This is a genomic window from Arthrobacter sp. Y3222053 (assembly GCF_059092805.1).
Genome location: NZ_JBNHIA010000003.1, coordinates 682,963 through 702,021 on the forward strand (window position 1 = coordinate 682,963; position 19,059 = coordinate 702,021).

Annotated in this window: 18 protein-coding genes; 8 read left to right on the top strand and 10 right to left on the bottom strand. The window is 72.3% G+C overall.

What is annotated here, in order from left to right:
- Positions 1-131: 131 nt before the first annotated feature.
- Genes AC5RUW_RS11210 through AC5RUW_RS11225 form a run of 4 tightly spaced genes read right to left on the bottom strand, consistent with a single transcriptional unit; the run spans position 132 to position 5,225 of the window.
- Positions 132-1,466 (bottom strand): formimidoylglutamate deiminase, encoded by a 1,335-nt coding sequence (locus AC5RUW_RS11210; protein WP_494160771.1) that lies wholly within the window; start codon positions 1,464-1,466, stop codon positions 132-134.
- A complete protein-coding gene (locus AC5RUW_RS11215) occupies positions 1,463-2,734 on the bottom strand; it encodes an allantoate amidohydrolase (protein ID WP_494160772.1) in 1,272 nt (423 codons plus the stop codon). Before AC5RUW_RS11215 ends, AC5RUW_RS11210 begins: the two co-directional genes overlap by 4 nt.
- The gene (gene hutU / locus AC5RUW_RS11220; protein WP_494160773.1) at positions 2,731-4,464 is read right to left on the bottom strand and encodes a urocanate hydratase; all 1,734 of its coding nucleotides are present in this window, start codon (positions 4,462-4,464) and stop codon (positions 2,731-2,733) included. Before hutU ends, AC5RUW_RS11215 begins: the two co-directional genes overlap by 4 nt.
- Positions 4,465-4,508: 44 nt before the next feature.
- Complete coding sequence (locus AC5RUW_RS11225; RefSeq protein WP_494160774.1) at positions 4,509-5,225, bottom strand: IclR family transcriptional regulator; 717 nt, start codon at positions 5,223-5,225, stop codon at positions 4,509-4,511.
- Between the two features lie 105 nt (positions 5,226-5,330).
- Between AC5RUW_RS11225 and hutH the strand changes: the two genes are divergently transcribed.
- A complete protein-coding gene (gene hutH / locus AC5RUW_RS11230) occupies positions 5,331-6,965 on the top strand; it encodes a histidine ammonia-lyase (RefSeq protein ID WP_494160775.1) in 1,635 nt (544 codons plus the stop codon).
- Here the strand turns inward: hutH and AC5RUW_RS11235 are convergent.
- Positions 6,962-7,597 (bottom strand): GyrI-like domain-containing protein, encoded by a 636-nt coding sequence (locus AC5RUW_RS11235; RefSeq protein WP_494160776.1) that lies wholly within the window; start codon positions 7,595-7,597, stop codon positions 6,962-6,964. The two genes, hutH and AC5RUW_RS11235, sit on opposite strands and share 4 nt — an antisense overlap.
- A gap of 138 nt (positions 7,598-7,735) precedes the next feature.
- Positions 7,736-8,233, bottom strand: coding sequence for a thiol peroxidase (gene tpx / locus AC5RUW_RS11240; RefSeq protein ID WP_494160777.1), 498 nt, complete (start codon positions 8,231-8,233; stop codon positions 7,736-7,738).
- Positions 8,234-8,481: 248 nt separating this feature from the next.
- Here tpx and AC5RUW_RS11245 point away from each other — a divergent pair, with 248 nt between their 5' ends.
- From AC5RUW_RS11245 to AC5RUW_RS11255, 3 genes are read left to right on the top strand one after another with little or no spacing between them, the layout of a single operon-like run.
- On the top strand, positions 8,482-9,024 hold the full coding sequence (locus tag AC5RUW_RS11245) for an SRPBCC domain-containing protein (RefSeq protein ID WP_494160778.1): 543 nt from the start codon (positions 8,482-8,484) through the stop codon (positions 9,022-9,024).
- Positions 9,021-9,512, top strand: a complete 492-nt coding sequence (locus AC5RUW_RS11250) for an SRPBCC domain-containing protein (RefSeq protein ID WP_494160779.1) — start codon at positions 9,021-9,023, stop codon at positions 9,510-9,512. The genes AC5RUW_RS11245 and AC5RUW_RS11250 overlap by 4 nt, the downstream gene beginning before the upstream one ends.
- Before the next feature lie 46 nt (positions 9,513-9,558).
- Entirely contained in the window at positions 9,559-9,972 is a 414-nt protein-coding gene (locus AC5RUW_RS11255) for a VOC family protein (protein WP_494160780.1), read from the top strand.
- Positions 9,973-10,025: 53 nt separating this feature from the next.
- On the opposite strand, the gene AC5RUW_RS11260 is transcribed toward AC5RUW_RS11255, so the two are convergent.
- From AC5RUW_RS11260 to AC5RUW_RS11275, 4 genes are all read right to left on the bottom strand, one after another.
- Positions 10,026-10,919, bottom strand: a complete 894-nt coding sequence (locus tag AC5RUW_RS11260; RefSeq protein WP_494160781.1) for a DUF4190 domain-containing protein — start codon at positions 10,917-10,919, stop codon at positions 10,026-10,028.
- A gap of 18 nt (positions 10,920-10,937) precedes the next feature.
- The gene (locus AC5RUW_RS11265) at positions 10,938-12,179 is read right to left on the bottom strand and encodes an MFS transporter (protein WP_494160782.1); all 1,242 of its coding nucleotides are present in this window, start codon (positions 12,177-12,179) and stop codon (positions 10,938-10,940) included.
- A gap of 186 nt (positions 12,180-12,365) precedes the next feature.
- Positions 12,366-12,674: a hypothetical protein gene (locus AC5RUW_RS11270; protein WP_494160783.1), complete on the bottom strand. Its 309-nt coding sequence runs from the start codon at positions 12,672-12,674 to the stop codon at positions 12,366-12,368.
- A 127-nt stretch (positions 12,675-12,801) separates the two neighbouring features.
- Complete coding sequence (locus tag AC5RUW_RS11275; protein WP_494160784.1) at positions 12,802-13,974, bottom strand: hypothetical protein; 1,173 nt, start codon at positions 13,972-13,974, stop codon at positions 12,802-12,804.
- A gap of 56 nt (positions 13,975-14,030) precedes the next feature.
- On the opposite strand from AC5RUW_RS11275, the gene AC5RUW_RS11280 reads away from it, so the two are divergent.
- The 4 genes from AC5RUW_RS11280 (at position 14,031) to AC5RUW_RS11295 (ending at position 18,945) form a co-directional block, all read left to right on the top strand.
- Positions 14,031-15,659, top strand: coding sequence for an SIR2 family protein (locus AC5RUW_RS11280; protein WP_494160785.1), 1,629 nt, complete (start codon positions 14,031-14,033; stop codon positions 15,657-15,659).
- A 10-nt stretch (positions 15,660-15,669) separates the two neighbouring features.
- Entirely contained in the window at positions 15,670-16,590 is a 921-nt protein-coding gene (gene gluQRS, locus AC5RUW_RS11285) for a tRNA glutamyl-Q(34) synthetase GluQRS (RefSeq protein WP_494160786.1), read from the top strand.
- An 86-nt stretch (positions 16,591-16,676) separates the two neighbouring features.
- Positions 16,677-18,482 carry a glycoside hydrolase family 15 protein gene (locus tag AC5RUW_RS11290; RefSeq protein WP_494160787.1) on the top strand — a complete coding sequence of 602 codons (1,806 nt, stop codon included), beginning with the start codon at positions 16,677-16,679 and terminating at the stop codon, positions 18,480-18,482.
- A gap of 79 nt (positions 18,483-18,561) precedes the next feature.
- Positions 18,562-18,945 carry a hypothetical protein gene (locus AC5RUW_RS11295; protein WP_494160788.1) on the top strand — a complete coding sequence of 128 codons (384 nt, stop codon included), beginning with the start codon at positions 18,562-18,564 and terminating at the stop codon, positions 18,943-18,945.
- The last annotated feature ends 114 nt before the right edge of the window (positions 18,946-19,059 follow it).

A 19,059-nucleotide genomic window follows, 5' to 3' on the forward strand; every position in this document is an offset into this window, starting at 1 on the left:
GGTACCCGCGCCGGGCGTGCCCGGGCCCGGCTCGGGGGCACCGCGCCCGGGGGCACCGCGCCCGGGGGCACCGGGGTCTACGACAGGGTCCGGTCGTGCGCCTGCGGAAGCGCCGGCGCCGGTAGCCGGGCTCACGGCGCCGGCGCCCGGAACTGCGGCCACTGCGCGAAGAATTCCCGGTACAGCTGCGCCGGGTCCCCGAGCCGGACGTGCCGTCCGTTCCGGGCGATGACGTCCCCGGCCACCTGCACCTCGAGCACGTCCGCCGCCGTCGCGCTCATCGGCAGCTGCCCGGGCGCCGAACCGGCCGTCCGCACGGAGCCGGCATCCACCAGGATCCGGTCCGCCGCAGCCGTTTGAGGCAGGCCGAGCGCCCGCCGCCCGCCGTCGGCCGCCGCCGCGGTCAGCTGCGCCGGCGTGAACCGGGCCCGCTGCCCGCTGGCCAGCCGCTCGCTATGTTCCAGCGCGCGCATCTCCAGGAACGGGTCGACGACGGCGTGCTGGTCGCTGCCCAGGCTCAGCACCCCACCGGCGTCGGCCAGGGCGCGGGCCGGGCCGATCCCGTCGCCGAGGTCCGCCTCGGTGGTCGGGCAGAGCGCGATGTTCGCCCGCGCCCCGCCGAGCAGCGCAATGTCCCGGGGCGTGAGGTGGGTGGCGTGGACGGCGGTGAAAGTCGGGCCAAGCAGTCCGGCGCGGGCGAACAGCTCGGTGGGGGTGCATCCGTAGGCGGCCTGGCAGGCCGTGTTCTCGGCCGGCTGTTCGGAGACGTGGGCGTGCAGCGGCTCGCCCGGGTCCAGGGCGGCGGCGATCGTCGGCAGCGCCGCGGCGGGAACGGCGCGTACCGAATGCACGGCGGCGCCGAGGCGCAGCAGGCCGCGCCCGCCGTGGACAGAGGCGGCCTCGCGCTCCGCCAGCGCCTCGCGCAGGCTCCGGTGCCGCCGGGCCCAAGCCGCGGCGTCGGCGTCGGCGAACCGGGCCTGCTCCGGGGACAGCGGCAGCGCCCTGCCGCCGGAATCGAGCCCGCCCTGCAGGTAGCAGGCGTCGAGCAGGGTAAGCCGAATGCCGACGTCGAGGGCGGCGTCGGCGAGCGCCAGGGCCATGGCGTGTTCCGGGGCGCCCGGGGTGTGATGCAGGTAGTGGAACTCCCCCACCGCGGTGTATCCGGCAGCGGCCAGTTCGGCGTACACGGCCGTGGCCAGGTCCCGGTAGGCGGCCGGGTCCAGCCGGTCCGCGTACCGGTACATGTGCGTGCGCCAGGTCCAGAAGGAGTCCGGGCCCGACGCCGGGCCGGGGGCGTGGGTGCGCCCGCGCAGCAGCCGGTGGAAGGCATGCGAATGCGCGTTGACCGGCCCGGGCAGCTCCACCGCCCGGTCGGGATCCTCCCTCCCCTGGCCGGGGCCGGTCTCCGGGCCGGGGCCGGTCTCCGGGCCGGTCTCCGGGCCGGGACCCGCGGACAGCGCGGTCACAGCAGGTCCGCCAGGGCGTCGGCGAGCGCGGCGGCGCCGGTGTCGGCGTCGTCGTCCTCCACATGCTCCTCCGGGGCGTGGCTGATGCCGGTGGGGTTGCGGACAAACAGCATCCCGGCGGGCTTGTGCCGGGCGAGCACCCCGGCGTCGTGCCCCGCCCCGGTGGCCAGCAGCGGCGCGTCCGGGACGGTGCGGCGCAGCGACTCCGTGAGCATGCCGGCAAGGACCGGGTCGAACTGCACGGTTCCGGTGCGGGATTCCTCGGTCAGGGTCGCGGTGCAGCCTTCAAACGCCGCGGTTTTCTGGGCCTGGCCGTGGATGCGCTGGACCAGCTCCGCCGTCACGTGGTCCTCCGGGTGCCGCACGTCCAGCCACAGGTCCACCCGGGAGGCGATCACATTGGTGCCGCCGGGCACCGGTTCCAGTCGGCCCACGGTGGCGCGGGCGTCGGGCACCTGCCCGGCGGCCTTCCGCACCGCAAGCACCACCTGCGCGGCGGCGACCATCGGATCGGCGCGGTCGTCCATCAGCGTGGTGCCGGCGTGGTTGCCCTGCCCGTGCAGGCTCAGCCGCCACCGGCCGTGGCCCAGGATGGAGCTGCCGACGGCGACGGCGGGGCCCGGCCCGGCTTCCTCGGCGAGCGGGGCCAGGTTCCGCCCCTGTTCAACGTGCAGTTCCACGAAGTCGCCGATGCTGTCCAGTGCGGCGGCGTCGCGGCCGATGCGGGCCGGGTCCAGGCCGGCGTCGCGCAGGGCCTCGGCGAAGGTGGTGCCGTCGGCGTCGGTCAGGGCGAGGGCGCGGGCCGGGTCCAGGTCTCCGGTCATCAGCCGGGAGCCCAGACAGGCGACGCCGAACCGGGACCCTTCCTCTTCGGCGGGCACCCAGATGGCCAGCGCCCGGTTCCGGGTCAGCTGCCCGGCGGCCTCCCGGGCCTGCAGGTCGGACACCGCGGCCAGGGCGGACGCCACGCCGAGGGGCCCGTCGAACCGGCCGCCGCCGGGCACCGAGTCCAGGTGCGATCCGGTGACCAGCGCGCCCCGGCGGGCCTGCGTCGTCGTTCCGCCCGCCGTCGGCGGCAGGTCCCACCAGGCCCAGAGCCCGCCGTTGGCGTCCGGTTCCACGGACAGGCTTCGGGCGGCGGCCTCGGCGGTGAACCATTCCCGCAGGGTCCGCTCCTCCGGTGAGAACACCGGCCGGGTGACCCCGCCGCGGCGCGGATCGCGGCCGACGTCGGCAATGGCCGCCAGCAGCCCGGCCACCCCGCTCACGGCCGGCCCGCCCCGGTCATCGGGATCCGCACCCCGCGCTCGGCGGCGACCTCCCGGGCGCGCGGGTAGCCGGCGTCGGCGTGGCGGGCGACGCCGAGCCCGGGGTCGTTGGTGAGCAGCGCGGTGAGCTTGGCGGCGGCCAGGTCCGTGCCGTCGGCCACGCCCACCTGCCCCGCGTGGATGGAGCGGCCGATGCCGACGCCGCCGCCGTGGTGGATGGAGACCCAGGTGGCGCCGGAGCTGGCGGCCAGCAGAGCGTTGAGCAGCGGCCAGTCCGCGATGGCATCGGAGCCGTCGCGCATCGCCTCGGTCTCCCGGTACGGGGAGGCCACCGAACCGGAGTCCAGGTGGTCCCGGCCGATCACGATCGGCGCGGAGACCTTCCCCTCGGCGACCAGCCGGTTGAACAGCTGCCCGGCCCGGTGCCGTTCCCCGTAGCCGAGCCAGCAGATCCGCGCCGGCAGGCCCTGGAAGTCCACGTGCTCGGCGGCGGCGTCCAGCCAGCGGTGCAGGTGCGTGTTCTCCGGGAACAGGTCCTTCAGCGCCGCGTCGGTGACGGCGATGTCCTGCGGCTCCCCGGACAGGGCCACCCAGCGGAACGGGCCGAGCCCTTCGCAGAACAGCGGGCGGATGTAGGCGGGCACGAACCCGGGAAACTCGAAGGCCCGGGCGTACCCGCCCTTGCGCGCCTCGTCCCGGATGGAGTTGCCGTAGTCGAAGACCTCCGCTCCTGCGTCCTGGAAACCGACCATGGCCTCGACCTGGGCGGCCATCGCGGCCTGCGCCGCCTTGGTGAACCCCTCCGGATCGGCGGCCGCCTGCGCCTGCCACTGCTCCACCGTGTATTCGGGCGGCAGGTAGGACAGCGGGTCGTGGGCGCTGGTCTGGTCGGTGACGATGTCGATCCGGGCCTGCCCGGCCCGGTGCCGGCGCAGCAGCTCGGGGAAGACGACGGCGGCGTTGCCCACGTAGCCCACGGAGAGCGGGCGGCGGGCGTCCCGGGCGGCCTGCAGCTTGGCCAGCGCGGCGTCCAGGTCCGTCTCCACCTCGTCGAGATAACGGGAGGCGACGCGGCGGCGCAGCCGGTCTTCAGCGACGTCGACCACCAGCACGGTGCCGCCGTTGAGCGTCACCGCCAGCGGCTGGGCGCCGCCCATGCCGCCGCAGCCGCCGGTCAAGGTCAGGGTGCCGGCCAGCGTCGCCCCGCCGGCCGCCGGGGCGGCGGCCTCTGACAGGGGCAGCTGTCCGGCGAGTTTGCGGGCGACGGCGGCAAAGGTCTCGTAGGTGCCCTGCAGGATGCCCTGGGTGCCGATGTAGATCCAGGAGCCGGCGGTCATCTGCCCGTACATGGTCAGCCCCTCGGCCTCCAGCCGCCGGAACTCGGGCCAGCTGGCCCAGTCCCCCACCAGGTTGGAGTTGGCGATCAGCACCCGCGGAGCCCAGGCATTGGTGCGGAAGACCGCCACCGGTTTGCCGGACTGCACCAGCAGGGTCTCCTCCGGGTCCAGGTCCTGCAGCGCCGCGACGATCGCGTCGTAGGCCTCCCAGGAGCGGGCGGCCCGGCCGGTGCCGCCGTAGACCACCAGGTCCTCAGGCCGCTCGGCGACCTCGGGGTCCAGGTTGTTCATGAGCATCCGCAACGGCGCCTCGGTCTGCCAGCTGCGGGCGGTCAGTGCGCTGCCGTGCGGGGCGCGGATGCGGCGGGAGGGATCGTGCGTGGTGGTGCTCATCGGGGTCTCCTTTGACGGATGGCGTGGTGCACGGACGGCCCGGCTTACCGGGCAGGAACGGGCGGCCCGGCCGCGTGCGGGTCCGCCGCTGCGGCGGTCCGGGGCGGCGGCACGGCCAGCACGCCGGCGGCCGCGGCGGCGACCAGGCGGCCCAGCTCGGCGGTGCGGGCCGCATCGGTGCGGTAGGACGGGGCAACGACGGACAGGGCGGCGACGATGCGGGCGTGGCTGCCGCTGCCGGCGGTGACCGGGGCGGCGACGGCGGTGACGTCTTCCTCCACCGCGCTGTCCGCGACGACGTAGCCGCCTTCGCCCAGCTGTCCGGCCAGTGCGGCGCCCACGGCTGTGCCGGCCAGGGGAAGGCTGCGGCCTACCCAGGACGTGTGCCGCACCGAGCGCGTGCCCTCATGCACGGCGAGGTACACCGCCTCTCCGGCCACGGGCCCGGGCACCGCGAGATAGGCTGACTCCCCGGTCCCGGCGACCAGGCGGGACAGCGCCGGAGCGGCCAGCGTCACCAGCTCCTCGTGTCCGAGCGCCTGGGCGCCCAGCTGCACCAGGCGCAGGCCGGGCCGCCACCCACCGTCGCCGTCGCGGCGGACGAAGCCGCTGCCCTCCAGGGTGCGCAGCAGCCGCAGCGCAGTGGAGGCGGACAGGCCGGCGGCGCGGGCGGCGTCGGCCAGGCTGGTCGAGCCCGCGGCACAGACCGCCCCCAGCACGTCCAGGGCCCGCTCGACGGTGCGGGTGGCGGTTTCCGGCACGGGATCCCCTTGCAACTCGACGGTTTCGGCGTTTCACTTATTGAAACTCGCGTTTCAACTGCTGGCAAGAGGGCGTCACTGCTCCCGCCGGCCGAAAGGAGCTTCGTGGACAGCGCCGTGCACGTATCCCCCGCCCCCACCACGGAACCGGTCCAGGTCGGCCCGCAGCCGCTGGCACCTGCCGACGTCGTCGCCGTGGCCCGCCACGGCCGTCCGGTGGCCCTGGCCCCGGCGTCGCTGGCCGCGATGGAGGCCTCCCGCGCCGTGATCGAGGCGCTGATCGACGACGAGCGGCCGCACTACGGCGTCTCCACCGGGTTCGGCGCCCTGGCCACCCGGCAGATCCCGGTGCCGCAGCGCGAGGCGCTGCAGCGCTCGCTGATCCGGTCCCACGCCGCGTCCTCCGGCAGCGAGGTGGACCGCGAGGTGGTGCGGGCGCTGATGCTCAACCGGCTGCACACCATGGCCACCGGGCGCACCGGGGTCCGCCCCGCCGTCGCGCACGCCTACGCCGCGCTGCTGAACGCCGGGCTCACCCCGGTGGTGCGCGAATACGGTTCGCTGGGCTGCTCCGGGGATCTGGCGCCGCTGAGCCACTGTGCCCTGGCGGCGATGGGTGAGGGCGAGGTGCGTACCGCCGACGGCGAGCTGCGCCCGGCGGGCAAGGCGCTGGCCGACGCCGGCATCGAGCCGCTGGTGCTGCAGGAAAAGGAGGGCCTGGCCCTGGTCAACGGCACCGACGGGATGCTGGGCATGCTGGTGCTGGCCGCTGCGGATCTGCGCCGGCTCGCCGCCACCGCCGACCTGGCCGCCGCCCTGTCGGTCGAGGGGCTGCTGGGCACCGACGACGTCTTCGCCGAGGACCTGCACGCGCTGCGCCCGCATCCGGGGCAGCTGGCCTCCGCCGCGAACCTGCGCCGGCTGCTGGCCGGTTCCGCCCGGATCCGCAGCCGGGCCGCGCGTGGCGAGCACGCATATACGAGGGTGCAGGATGCGTATTCGCTGCGCTGCGCCCCGCAGGTGCACGGCGCGGTGCGGGCCACGCTGGCGCACGCCGAATCGGTGGCGGCGATCGAGCTGGCCAGCGCCATCGACAATCCGGTGGTCACGGCGGACGGGCGGGTGGAGTCCAACGGCAACTTCCACGGCGCGCCGGTGGGCTACGTGCTGGATTTCCTGGCCATCGCGGCCGCGGACCTGGCGTCGATGTCGGAACGGCGCACCGACCGGTTCCTGGACCGCAACCGCAGCCATGGCCTGCCGCCGTTCCTGGCCGCCGATCCCGGGGTGGACTCCGGGCACATGATCGCCCAGTACACGCAGGCCGGCATCGTCTCGGAGCTCAAGCGGCTGGCCGTGCCCGCCTCGGTGGATTCGATTCCGTCCTCGGCCATGCAGGAGGACCACGTGTCCATGGGCTGGGCCGCCGGGCTGAAGCTGCGCCGCGCCGTGGCCGGCCTGGAGCAGGTGCTGGCCATTGAGATCCTCACCGCGGTGCGGGCGCTGGACCTGCGCGACGCCGGAGCAGCCGGCGGCAGGGCCGGCGCCCCGGACGGGACTGCGCCGGAGGGGATGTCGTCACCGCCGCTGGCCGCCGCGCGGCGCACGCTGCGGGAGGTGGTGGACGGGCCCGGGCCGGATCGGTATCTCGCACCGGAGATCGCCGCAGCCGTGGAGCTGGTGCGCGGCGGCCGGCTGCTGGCCGCCGTCGAAGGCGTTCTGGGCGGGCCCCTGGGCTAGTCCACGTCGGTGACCGGCTGGCGCAGGATGGTGCGCAGCTTCTCCGGCGCCGTCCGGCGGAAGTCGCTTAGGTAGATCTCGTGGTGCCGGCCGCTCGGGGCCAGGCCGTGCTCCGGCAGGTATCCGCCGTGCAGGGCGGCCAGGATGCCGGCCTCGTCATCGAAGGAGCCCACGTGCAGGGTCTGCACGCAGCGGCCCTCCGCGAGCGTTTCCAGCCGCACCCCGCGCAGCCGGGACGCGTCGGCGTCGTCGGCCGCAGCGCCTGCGACCTGTTCCCGGGCACGGTCGAGCATCGCGGCGTCGATCCAGTCCGGCACCATGATCATCAGCGTCCAGTTCCACTGCGACTTGTCCCGGGCCGTGGTGAAGTTCTCCATGTCCGCGGCCCACCACAGGCCCTCCAGGGGCATGACCGTGTAGTCCCGGCCGAGGTCGCGCTTGCTGGCGAACTTCAGCTTGTAGGCCAGCGGATACAGCGCCTGGATCGCGTCCTGGAAGGCCGGCGACGAATTGGGATCGCCGTGCCCGTCGACCATCAGGTACTGCAGCTCCGGCACATCGACCAGCCGGAACCCGTTCCGTTTGGCCCGGTACGCGTCCAGGCTTTTCTTGAAGTCCGTCTTCTCCGTCATGGACCGGACCTTTCCAGGCGGCGCCGCCGGCCGGGCGGCGGGACGCCCAGCCCGGTTCAACGGCGGCCATCGCCGTCCACGGTACCGCCGGTCTCCGGACGGGACCAGATCCGACGGTACCGCCGGGAGGAGCGCTCCTTAGGCCAGCACCGCCAGCACGGCGTCGTAGTCCGGTTCGGTGGTGATTTCGGGAACCAGCTGCGTGTAGGTGACGGTGCCCTCGGCATCGAGCACGACGACGGCGCGGGCGAGCAGGCCGCTGAGCGGCCCGTCCTGCTGGGTCAGTCCGAAGTCCTCACCGAAACCGGAGCGGAACGCGGAGGCCGCGGTCACGTTGGCCAGGCCCTCCGCGCCGCAGAAGCGGGCCAGGGCGAACGGCAGGTCCTTGGACACGCAGATGACGGCGGTGTCCGGAAGATCCGCCGCGAGTTCGTTGAAGCGGCGCACGCTCTGGGCGCAGACGCCGGTGTCCACGCTGGGGAAGATGTTCAGCACGATGCGCCGGCCGGGGAAGTCGGCCGACCGCACGGGCGCCAGATCGGTGCCGACGAGGTCGAAGGCGGGGGCGGTCTCCCCCACGGCGGGCAGGTTGCCGCTGGTGCTGACGGGGCTGGATTTGAATGCTGTGATTGCCATGCTTCGTGTCTACCATGCCTCGGGCATCGTTACGGCACGGACAGCACACGGACAGAAAAGGCAGGTCAGGCGGGGGCCGCGGAAGGGGACGGACCAGGACGGCAGGAAAAGTTTCCGGTCCGGGGGTTGCATCGGGTTGAGCGGTGTTATCACTGAAAGTGGTTGCGCTCATCTGCAGGTGAATGATGGGGCCGGGCCAGCCGGTTCCGGCAGTACCGGGGGTTCCTGCTCGAGCAAAGGACGTCCTCATGACCCAACCGCTGCAGCTGACGGTTCCCTCCGATCTGCCGTTCATCGGCTGGCATCGGGAATTCGGGTTCCCGCCCGCCGATGTCTACGCCGCCCACGCCGATCCCGAGCTCCTGGCGCAGTGGATGGGCGCGTCCGGCACCAGGACGGAAATCAGCCGGTATGACTTCAGCACCGGCGGCAGCTTCAGTTACTGCCAGCGGGCGGTGGACGGGACGGCCAGCACCTTCACCGGAGTCTTCCATACCGTGCGTTGGCAGGAACTGGTCATCCAGACCCTCGACTCCGGTGACCCTGATGCCGCGACCATCGGCTTCCTGCGCTTCGCCCCGCTGCCCGACGGCGGCACTCTCCTGAGCGGGCATTCCGTCTATTCCACGCAGCAGCTGCGGGACCAGGCCGCGGACGCCGCGCTGGCCGCCCTGTGGGGCGGCGGGCTCGACCGGCTCGAGGACCTGCTCGCCAGCGATTCCCCGGGCGCCTGGGGCCTGGCTGATCAGCTCGAAGGCTGGGCCGGCCCCTCCGCCTGGGGCTGGGCATGAAGAACGCGCTGCACCTGAGCCTGCCTCCCGGCGTCCCGTTCGCCGACTTCCGCCGCGAGTTCGAGGCTCCAGTTTCCGCCCTCTTCCGGGCGCACATGGATCCGGACCTGTACGTGCAGTGGATCGGGCCGCACCGGCTGACCAGCCGGCTGGACGGTTTCGACGCGGGCGAGGGCGGCTCCTTCCGCCTGGTGCAGGCCGGCGACGACGGCGTCGAGTTCGCCTTCCGGGGCGTCTTCCACACGATTCGGGAGAACGAATTCCTCCTGTACTCGTTCGAGTTCGAGGGGTACGACACCGACGAGCCGTCCCTGGAACACACCTATTTCACGTCCCTGCCCGGCGGCCGGAGCCTGCTGTCGGGACACTCGGTGTATCCGTCCGTAGAATCGCGGGACCAATGGGCCGCCGCCGGGATGGAAGAGGGCATGCGGCAGGGCTACGACCGGCTGGAGTTCCTGCTGGCCGGCCCGCCGGGGCCGGCCTGACCGTCGGCGTCCCGGAGCGCGCCGGACGCGTCAGGAAGGAAAGACCATGGATTGGACGCTGGAGGTCGTGGCCGTTCCGGTCAGCGACGTGGACCGGGCGATCGCCTTCTACGGCGGGCAGCTGGGCTTTGCCCTGGACCATCACACCAATGCGGGTCCGGTGAACTTCGCCCAGCTCACCCCACCGGGATCCGGCTGTTCGATTGTCGTGGGCACGCTGCCCGGCGCCGAGCAGATGCCGCCGGGCTCCCTGCACGGGCTGCAGCTGGTGGTGTCCGACGCCGAGCAGGCCCGGGAGCAGCTCGTCGCCAACGGGGTGGACGCCGGGGAGATCATGGTCCTCGACGACCGCGACGGCGGGACGATGTTCAACTTCCAGGACCCGGACGGCAACAGCTGGGTGGTGCAGCAGATCCGCGCCCGGGCGGAGCATCCGCTCCTTCCCCGGCCGGCTGGCTGACGCCCGCCCCGGCAGCCTCGCTGACGCCGAAACCGCTCTGCGGGGCGGCGGGGTCAGGAAACGGGGCGGGGATACCGTTCCGCGAGCGCCCAGTACACGGAGTGCTCCTCGCCGCCGCCTGCAGGTGCCATGTAGACGGCGATCTCGTCCGCACCGAGCCGGCCGAGGTCAAACGCATCGCCCGGAGCCTGGACGCACATCCGGACGTCCGCCGACTGCTCGGGCGCGAGCCGCCCCGCCCCTTCGAGGGAGCGTCCGTCACCGTCCGGACACGGCGCGGCCGGGTAGCGGACGCCGTCGGCGCCCCGCAGCCCCAGGACCAGGTCCTGCCCGGGGTCGCCGTCGGCGTCGCCGACGTTCCGCATGGACAGCAGCACCGGGACGCTGCGGTCCGTTTCCGGGGGCGACGCCGGGCGCTCCCCGGTGCCGGCCTCCGCGGCGGTGACCGCCACCTGGTAGTTGCCTACCCGGAGGGTGTCGCCCAGGTCGAACACCTTGTCGGTGCTGCCATCCCGCAGCTCGTTGTAATCCTCGACGAACTCTTCGTGCGCCTGTTCCACTGACTGCACCGTGTTGTCGACAAGGCTGGAGTAGAACGCGTGGGCCAGGCCCGCTCCCACGATCCCGGCCGCCGACAGCACCAGCCCGGCAACCGCCAGGCCTCGTCCGCTGCGGCTCCGTCGGCCCAGGACCAATGCGGTGACGGCCAGCCCGACGCCGGCTGCCCCGACCGGAATAAGGAGGAGGTTGACCAGCGGAACCCAGCACAGCAGCAGGGCAACCAGCCCGACGATGAGGGCCGCCAGGCCGAAGCCGCGGGCAGCCCCGCCCGGCCGCCCGGGCCCCCCGGCCTGGCCCGAAGAGCCTGGCCGGCCGGGATACCCGGGACGGCCGGGATCGGGGGCCGGGTAGCCGGGCGTGGGCAGGCTCCCGTTCGGATGGATCACGGTTTTCCCTGGTTCCCGTCAGCCGGCGGCCGGCCCGCCCGCCCGCACGGCCTCCCCGGATTCGGCCGCCGGTTCCTCCGCAACCCGCGCTGGGCGGGGAATCACGGCGACGGCCACGACGCCGAGGACGGCGGCGGCAGCGAACAGGTAGAACCCGAACGGATAGGCGATGCCGGCGGTGACCAGGGAGCCGGTGGCCCAGGGACCGACAATGGCACCAAGGCGGCCGACGCCGGCGACGAAGCCCATGCCCGTGCCCACGAGGCGGCTCGGGTAGAGGTAGCCGACGAAGCCGTAGAGCAGCACCTGCGCGCAGAAGACAAACACGCCGGTCACCAGCACCACGGCGTTGAGGACCAGGGCGTTCTCCAGCCGGATGCTCAGGAGCGCCAGGAGGACGGCGGCGCAGCCGAACCAGACCATAGTGGTGCCCTTGGGGCCGCGGGCGTCGGCGATGCGCCCGCCCACGAGCAGCCCGATGACGGCGCCCAGGTTCATGATCAACAGCAGGGTCAGGGCATCGGCCACGTTGTACCCGGCGCCGCGCATGATCTGGGGCAGCCAGGTGTTCAGCCCGTAGACCAGCAGCAGGCCCATGAAGGCGGCGACCCAGAGGCCCAGGGTGACGCGCAGGTAGCTGCCGCGCAGCAGCGTGGAGACAGGCACGCGTTCGCGGCGGGCGTCGGCGGAGCGGGCGGCTTCACCGGTCTCGGGCAGCTTGGCCCACATGACGGCCGCAGCCACCAGGCCGAGGAGGCCTCCCCCATAGAACAGCCACTGCCAGTTGCTGCCCAGGGCGATCGCCAGCAACGAGGCGAGGACGGCGCCCACGTGGTACCCGGTCATGGTGATGGTGCTGGAGTTGGCCTTGGCGTTGGCCGGGGCGGCTTCCTGCATCGCGGTGATCGCCACCGGCATGCAGGCGCCCATGCCCAGTCCGGCCAGCAGGCGCAGCACGCCCATCATGGCCACGTTGGGCACCAGGGGCAGCAGCAGGGTGAAGACGGAGAACACGATGACGCAGACGATCAGCGGCACCCTGCGGCCGAACCGGTCGGAGATCGGGCCGATCAGGGCGGCTCCCAGGCCGATGCCGACGAGCGAAATGGTGGAGATGTAGGTGGCGCCGGCGGAGGTCATGCCCGCGTAGCCGGTGTCCAGCAGGGTGGGAATCGCGGCACCGAACGCCACGATATCGAAGCCCTCGAAGACCACGGTCAGCCAGCAGAGAATGACAACCCAACGTCGTCGTGAATTCATGGGGGGTGGATCCTTGCATCGGTCCGCAGATGCGGAGAGTTGCTTCAGTTCGGCGTGATTTAGCCGACATTCAGCTTAGCCCAGCGGCTCCGCCGCTCCGATTTCGGGTAGCCGTGCTACGTGCGGGACGACGGGCGCCGCTGCTCGCCCGCATGCGCTTATCGGCAGCTGCAGGGGTTGCCCGGATCAGTCCGCCCCGAGGTTCCAGTGCAGGATGGTCGCCACCACCGAGGCGGCCAGCCCGGCCGCCAGCCAGACCCCCGCCGCCACGCGGCTGTGCAGGTGAAGCCAGGACTCCCGCCCGGTGAGCAGGGAGTACAGCCCGGTTCCCAAGGCGATCAGGCCTGCCGATCCCAGCAGGCCGGGAAATCCCGTGGCGACCCCCTGCGCGATGACCAGCAGGGTCATGATGATCCCCACCAGGTAGGTGGACCAGCCGAAGCCCTCGGACGGCTGCCTGCCCCGTGCCGCGTTGTGTCCGCTGGATGCAGTCATGCTGCGTCCTCCGTCGCCTCGCCGTTTCGGCCGGAGGGACTTCCCGGCCCCGGCCACGACGATACCGCCGCCGTGGCCGGGATGCGCTCCCCGGCGGCGGTTTCCGGCCGCCGGAGAGCAAATCACATCAGGGCAGGCGCCAGTAGACGTCGTCGTTGCCGGACTCGGCCAGGACCATCTGCAGCCCGATCCTGGCGTCCGGTCCGAGGGCCTCCGGCGGCAGCGCGATGCAGACCTCGCGTGTAATTTCGGCCCCTCGTTCCGGGCGGGGCTGGTCAAAGCGGCTGGGATCGCGCTGCATCGGGCAGCTGAGCGGGCTGTAGCTGCGCCCGTCGGCTCCCACGAACTCAGCCTGCAGGTCCAGCCAGGGCATCCCGGGCTCAGTGCCGTTGTAGGTGCCGGTGAAGGTGAACAGCGCGTATGCGTCGCGCGGCTCCGGGGTCTCGGGGAAGCGGTCCAGGACTTCCTCCGTGGCGTCCAGGTTCATCTCGGCAAGGGTGACCGTGTAGGTTCCCACCGTCGCGCTCTCGCCGGGGGCGGACGACGGCGCGGCCAGGATCTCTTCGACGGTGGACCGGGCCAGGTCGTACGAATAGTCTTCGTACCCCTCGGTTTCGGTCAGCGGGTACGGCTCGTCCGCCACCGGCCCCGGAACCTCCTCCACCGAGCTGTAGAAGGCGGCCGACAAGGCGATGTTGATCAGCACCGCAACGACAGCGGCGACGGCTCCCAGCACGATGGCGGTGATGCCCATCGGCTTGCCGCTGGTGCCGGCCCGGCTGCCTTTCACCGTGGCTGCAATGCCCAGTCCGACGGCGACGAGTCCCAGGAGGACCGCCACCACGTTCACGAAGGGAATCCAGCAGGTCAGCAGGGCCAGGCCTCCGGTGACAAGCGCGCCGATGCCCAGTCCTTTGCCCGGCTCCGGAACCGCACCCGGGATGCCGGCGTACCCGGCCGGCCCGTAGCCCGGGTAGCCGGAATAGCCCGGACCTGCCGGGTAGCCGGAATAGCCCGGGTACCCCGGGGAACCCGCACCGGCGTTTCCCGGATACCCTGCCGGCCCCGCGGCACCGGGGTAGCCCGGATAACCCGCGTCTCCTGGCCCCGCAGGCCCTGCCGGCCCGTAGGCGCCCTGCCCATAGGGCGCGCCCGGCGAAGTAGGGTCGCCCTGCACGTAGGGATTTCCCGGCGCGTGCCCCCAGGGCGTCATCGGAGGTTCGTCGGCCGGACCGCCGTCGGCTCCGGACCGGTCGTCGTCCGGTTCCTGCGGTTGCTGCGGCTCCTGCTGTCTGTCCACTGTCCCCCCCTGTTGTTCCAGCTGCTGTCTTTGACCCTACCGGCCATAATGGGTCCATGGCCGGATCGCACGTATTCGTCACGATGGGCAACGTCACCAACATTGCCTGCGACGGATGGCTGCTTCCCAGCGACCGGCATTCCCACGTCCGGCCGCATTGGCTGCGGGACGTGCCGGGCCTGGAAACCGCCCTTCCGGCCCACCACTGCCCGGAGTTCGACGACGGCCGCATCCTGGCCAATCCGCTCACCGGATGGCCGGTGGAGGAGCCGATGCCCATCCCCACGGCCGGTCCCTTCCATGCCACCGAACAGGTCGAGGACTTCCGCCCGGCCCTGCGCAGCTTCATCGCCGCGGGAGCCCGCCACGCGCGCCTCCGCCGCCGGGAGCGGGACAGCAGGGCCGCGGCGTCGGACGCCGGGCGCCACGGCTCCGCCGATGCCCCGCGCCTGGCCTCGGCCCGGCCCAACCCGCTGCTGGCCATGCCGCTGTTCGGCACCGGCGGCGGCGGTGCCGGCGCGGTGCGGGGCGATGCCATGCGGCAGCTGCTGGAGCAGGTCCGGGAGTCGGCGGCCGAGCACGGGGTGGATGTGGTCCTGGTGCTCAAGGACGAGAAGGACTTCGCCATGGCGGAGGCCATCCGGCGCCGCACGGAGGGATGGTGGGACGAGCTGGCCGAGGACCTGCAGCGCAAGGCCGTCGAGCTGGCGGACATCGCCCACGCGGGGCAGCTGGTGCCCTTCATGGGCGGCGGCGTGAGCATCAGCGCCGGCGGGCCCAGCTGGAAACAGCTGCTGCGCCGCCTGGCCGTGCGGGCGGGCCTGGAGCCGGAGGCCCGGGACCGGCTCGCGATGAAAAACCCGCTGGACCAGGCCAGCATCCTGCGCCGCATCTTCGAAGACAGCGGGCTCGAGGACTTCAACACCGCCATTGCCCGGGAGCTGGACCTGCCCCGGTACGGGCTGGCGCCGGCCCTGCTCGCCACCCTGCCCACCACCCAGTCCATCACGCTGAACTACGACTCGCTGTTCGAGATGGCGGCAGACGACGCCGGGCTGCCGCGCACGGTGATTCCCGAGGAGGCGACCAGCCGCAGCGCCCGCTGGCTGCTGAAGCTGCACGGCTCGGTGACCCGGCCCGAGTCCATTGTGCTCACCCGGGACGATTACCTCGGCTACAACTCCCGCCGGGACGCGCTCTCGGCCCTGGTCAAGGCCACCTTCATCACCCAGCACCTGCTCTTCGTGGGATTCGGTCTGGCCGACGACCACTTCCATGAGATCGTCCACGCCGTCCAGCAGGCGCTGCCCCGGGATGAGCAGTCCCACCCGGAGCTGGCCACCGCCCTCACCCTGTTCGTGGATCCGCTGGACCGCCGCGCGTGGGAGAACCGGCTCGAGCTGGTTCCGATGAGCCGCGGTGAGGAGCGTGACGTGCCGGAAGCGGCCCGCACCCTGGAGATGTTCCTGGACATGCTGCTCGCGCACGCCACGGACAGCCATTCCTACCTGCTCGCCGACGGCTACTACGAGGCCCTCACCGATGACGAGAAATCGCTGCGGGCCAAGCTGCTGAACCTCGTCGGCGACCTCGGCGACGGCGAATGGGGATCCAGCGGCGGGCGGCTGCTGGCGCAGATGCTGGGCACCTTCGGGCTGCCGGAGGAGTCCGCGCGGCGCTTGTAAGCTGGAAGGCGTGCCAGCCGAGACCCTGATCCCCCGCCACGGTGCCGGCCGCTTCGCCCCCAGCCCCTCCGGCGAGCTGCACATCGGCAACCTGCGCACCGCCATCCTTGCCTGGCTGTTTGCCCGCAGCAGCGGCCGGAGCTTCCTGGTCCGCGTGGAGGACCTGGACCGGGCCCGCGCCGGAGCCGACGAGGCGCAGCTGCGGGACCTGGCCGCCGTCGGGCTCACCTGGGACGCGCAGGCCGTGCGCCAGTCCGAGCGCGGCGACGTGTACCGGGAGGCGGTGCACCGGCTGCAGGACGCCGGCCTGGTCTACGAGTGTTTCTGCACCCGCCGCGAGATCGCGGAAGCGCCGCGCGCCCCGCACGCGCCGGAGGGTGCCTACCCGGGCACCTGCCGGAACCTGACGGAGGAGCAGCGGGCCCGACGACGGCGCGAGCGCCCGGCGGCGCTCCGGCTGCGGGCCGGGGTCGGCTCGCGCACGGTCCGGGACGTCCTGCACGGGGACTACACGGGCGTCGTCGACGACCTGGTGCTGCTGCGCAATGACGGCGTGCCTGCCTACAACCTGGCCGTAGTGGTGGACGACGCGCTGCAGGGGGTGGACCAGGTGGTCCGCGGCGAGGACCTGCTGCCGTCCACGCCGCGCCAGGCGTACCTGGCGGAGCTGCTCGGCTATCCCCCGGTGGAGTACGCGCATGTGCCGCTGGTGCTCAACCGGGAGGGCCGGCGGCTGGCCAAGCGCGACGGCGCGGTGACCCTGGCCGCGCTGGCGGAGGCCGGCTGGGACGTGCCCGAGGTGGTGGCGCAGGTCCTCGGTTCCCTCGGCCTGCCCAGGGACGGGCTGCCTGAAGCGCTGGCGGCCTTCGATCCCGCCCGGCTGCCGCGGGAACCCTGGATCTTCGAGCCGCCGGCAGCCGTGCGCCCCTGATCCGCTTCCGTCCCGGGATCCGGAGGTTAAACAGCATGCTTACTATGGATGCATCTGCATCTGCTGCCGATCGTTGAACGGAGACCATGAGCGCCGAGGCCGCCCCGCAGCCGGACCGAACCGACGGATACGTTGATCTGCGCAGCTATGCCGCACTGGGCGACGGGCGCACTGTCGCCCTGGTGGCGGCGGACGGGTCGGTGGACTGGTATCCGACGCCGGACCTCGATTCGGTGCCCTCCTTCGCCCGCCTGCTGGATGCCGGCCGGGGCGGGTTCTTCTCCCTCCGCCCGCCCGCGGAGTTCCGGGTGAGCCGGCGGTACGTGTCCGGGACCAACGTCCTGGAGACCACCTTCACCACGGATACCGGCTCAGTCCGTGTCACCGATGCGCTCAATACCGGGATCGCCGGCCGGCTGCCGTGGGGCGAACTGGCCCGCCGCGTCGAAGGCATCGACGGCAGCGTGGAAATGGCGTGGGAGGTCCGCCCGGGCAGCCGCTTCCGCACCGCCTCGCCCTGGGTGGAGGAAACCCCCAACGGCCACGTGCTGCATGTGCAGCAGAACCACTTCGGCGTGCAGACGATGGGGAAGATGACCAGCCGGGTCGATGACCGCGGCGTCTGCGGCGGGTTCACCACCGGCCCCGGCAGCCGGCATCTGGTCGCTTTGGTCTCCACGCACGGCGAACCGCTCCCCCTGCCCGGCCCGGAGATGATCGACGCCGGTATTGACCGCACCATCCGCAACTGGCAGGCCTGGCATGACGAGTTCCGTTATGACGGGCGCTGGGCGGACGACGTCGAACGCAGCGCCCTGGCCCTGAAGCTGCTCATCCACAGTCCCTCGGGCGCGATCGCTGCGGCGGCGACCACGTCGCTTCCGGAGAGCCTGGACGGCGGGAAGAACTGGGATTACCGGTACGCCTGGATCCGGGACACGGCCTACATGCTCAACGCTCTGACCCGGTTCGGGCTGCGGGAGGAGGTCCATGCCGCCGTGGCCGGGATGCTTCGCCGGGCACGCGCCCAGGACACCGACCTGCACATCTTCACCGCTCTGGACGGCAGTTCGGCGCCGCTGGCCGAGCTGCAGGACGCTCCCGGCTGGCGGAATATCGGGCCGGTAGTGTGCGGCAACGACGCCGCGGGGCAGCTGCAGATGGGCGTCTACGGCGACCTGTTCAACATCGTGCGGCTGTATGTCGACGCCGGACACGAGCTGGACATCGAGACCGGGCGGATGCTGGCCGACCTCGCCGATCTGGCCTGCGACGTCTGGCAGCGGCCGGATTCGGGCATGTGGGAGCTGCACGAGGAGCAGCATTTCACCACCTCGAAGCTGGGCTGCTGGCACGCCCTTGACTGCGCGGTGCATCTGGCCGAGACCGGGCAGATCCCCGGCCGGGCTGAACGGTGGGCCGCCGAACGGGACCGCATCCGGAACTGGGTGGAGCAGAACTGCTGGTCCGAGGAGCGGCAGGCGTATGTCTGGTATCCGGGCAGCGACAAGCTCGACGCGTCCATCCTGCTGCACGCCATCAGCGGATTCGACCGGGGCGAACGGATGTCGGCCACCCTGGACGCACTGCGTGCCGAGCTCGGGCGCGGAGCGCTGCTGTACCGGTTCAGCGGAGCGGAGAAGGAGGAAGGCGCGTTCGTTGCCTGCACCTTCTGGATGGTCTCGGCGCTGGCGCACGTGGGCCGGCTCGAGGAAGCCGCCGAGCTAATGGACCAGGCCGTTGCCCTGGCTAACGACGTCGGGCTGTTCACCGAGATGATCACCGAGTCCGACCACACTTTCCTCGGTAACTTCCCGCAGGGACTATCCCATCTGGCGCTGATCACCGCCGCCCTCACACTCGACGACCTGACCGCCGACGACGCCCGGTAGCGGCACGGGGCTCCCCTCCCGGGCCACCGTCCATCCATACTGGGAGGGACTGCTGGCCTCCACCCCTGAGGAGCCGAACATGTCCAACAACCTGCCCAGCCCCGGCGACTGGAACCGCGACGCACAGGACCGGGCGCGCCGGGAGCGCCCACCCTGGTACCGCAGTACACGGTTCTGGGTTCCCCTGGTGCTCCTGGTCATCGTGGCCGCGGTGGTTGTCATTGCGCTGATCGCCAACGCCGGCAACGACCAGGAATCCGACGAGATCCTGCCGAGCTCCACCCCCAATGCCACGACCGAGCCGAACAATCCGACGCCGGGGAACGGCGGCGCGACGACGGGTGGAGCCGGAACCGGCGACGCGTCCCCCACCGACACCGCTTCTCCTACAGGCAGCCTGTCCCCCACGGATCTCCCGTCCGGGACGGGCGGTACCGGGTCGACGGGCGGTGCCGGCGGCTGATCCAGCCGGATCCGGGTTTGTTAAATGGGTGAGGGCCCCGCGTCGGTGCGGGGCCCTCTTCCTTGTAATGGTTGTCCGGCGGTGACCTACTCTCCCACACCCTCCCGGGTGCAG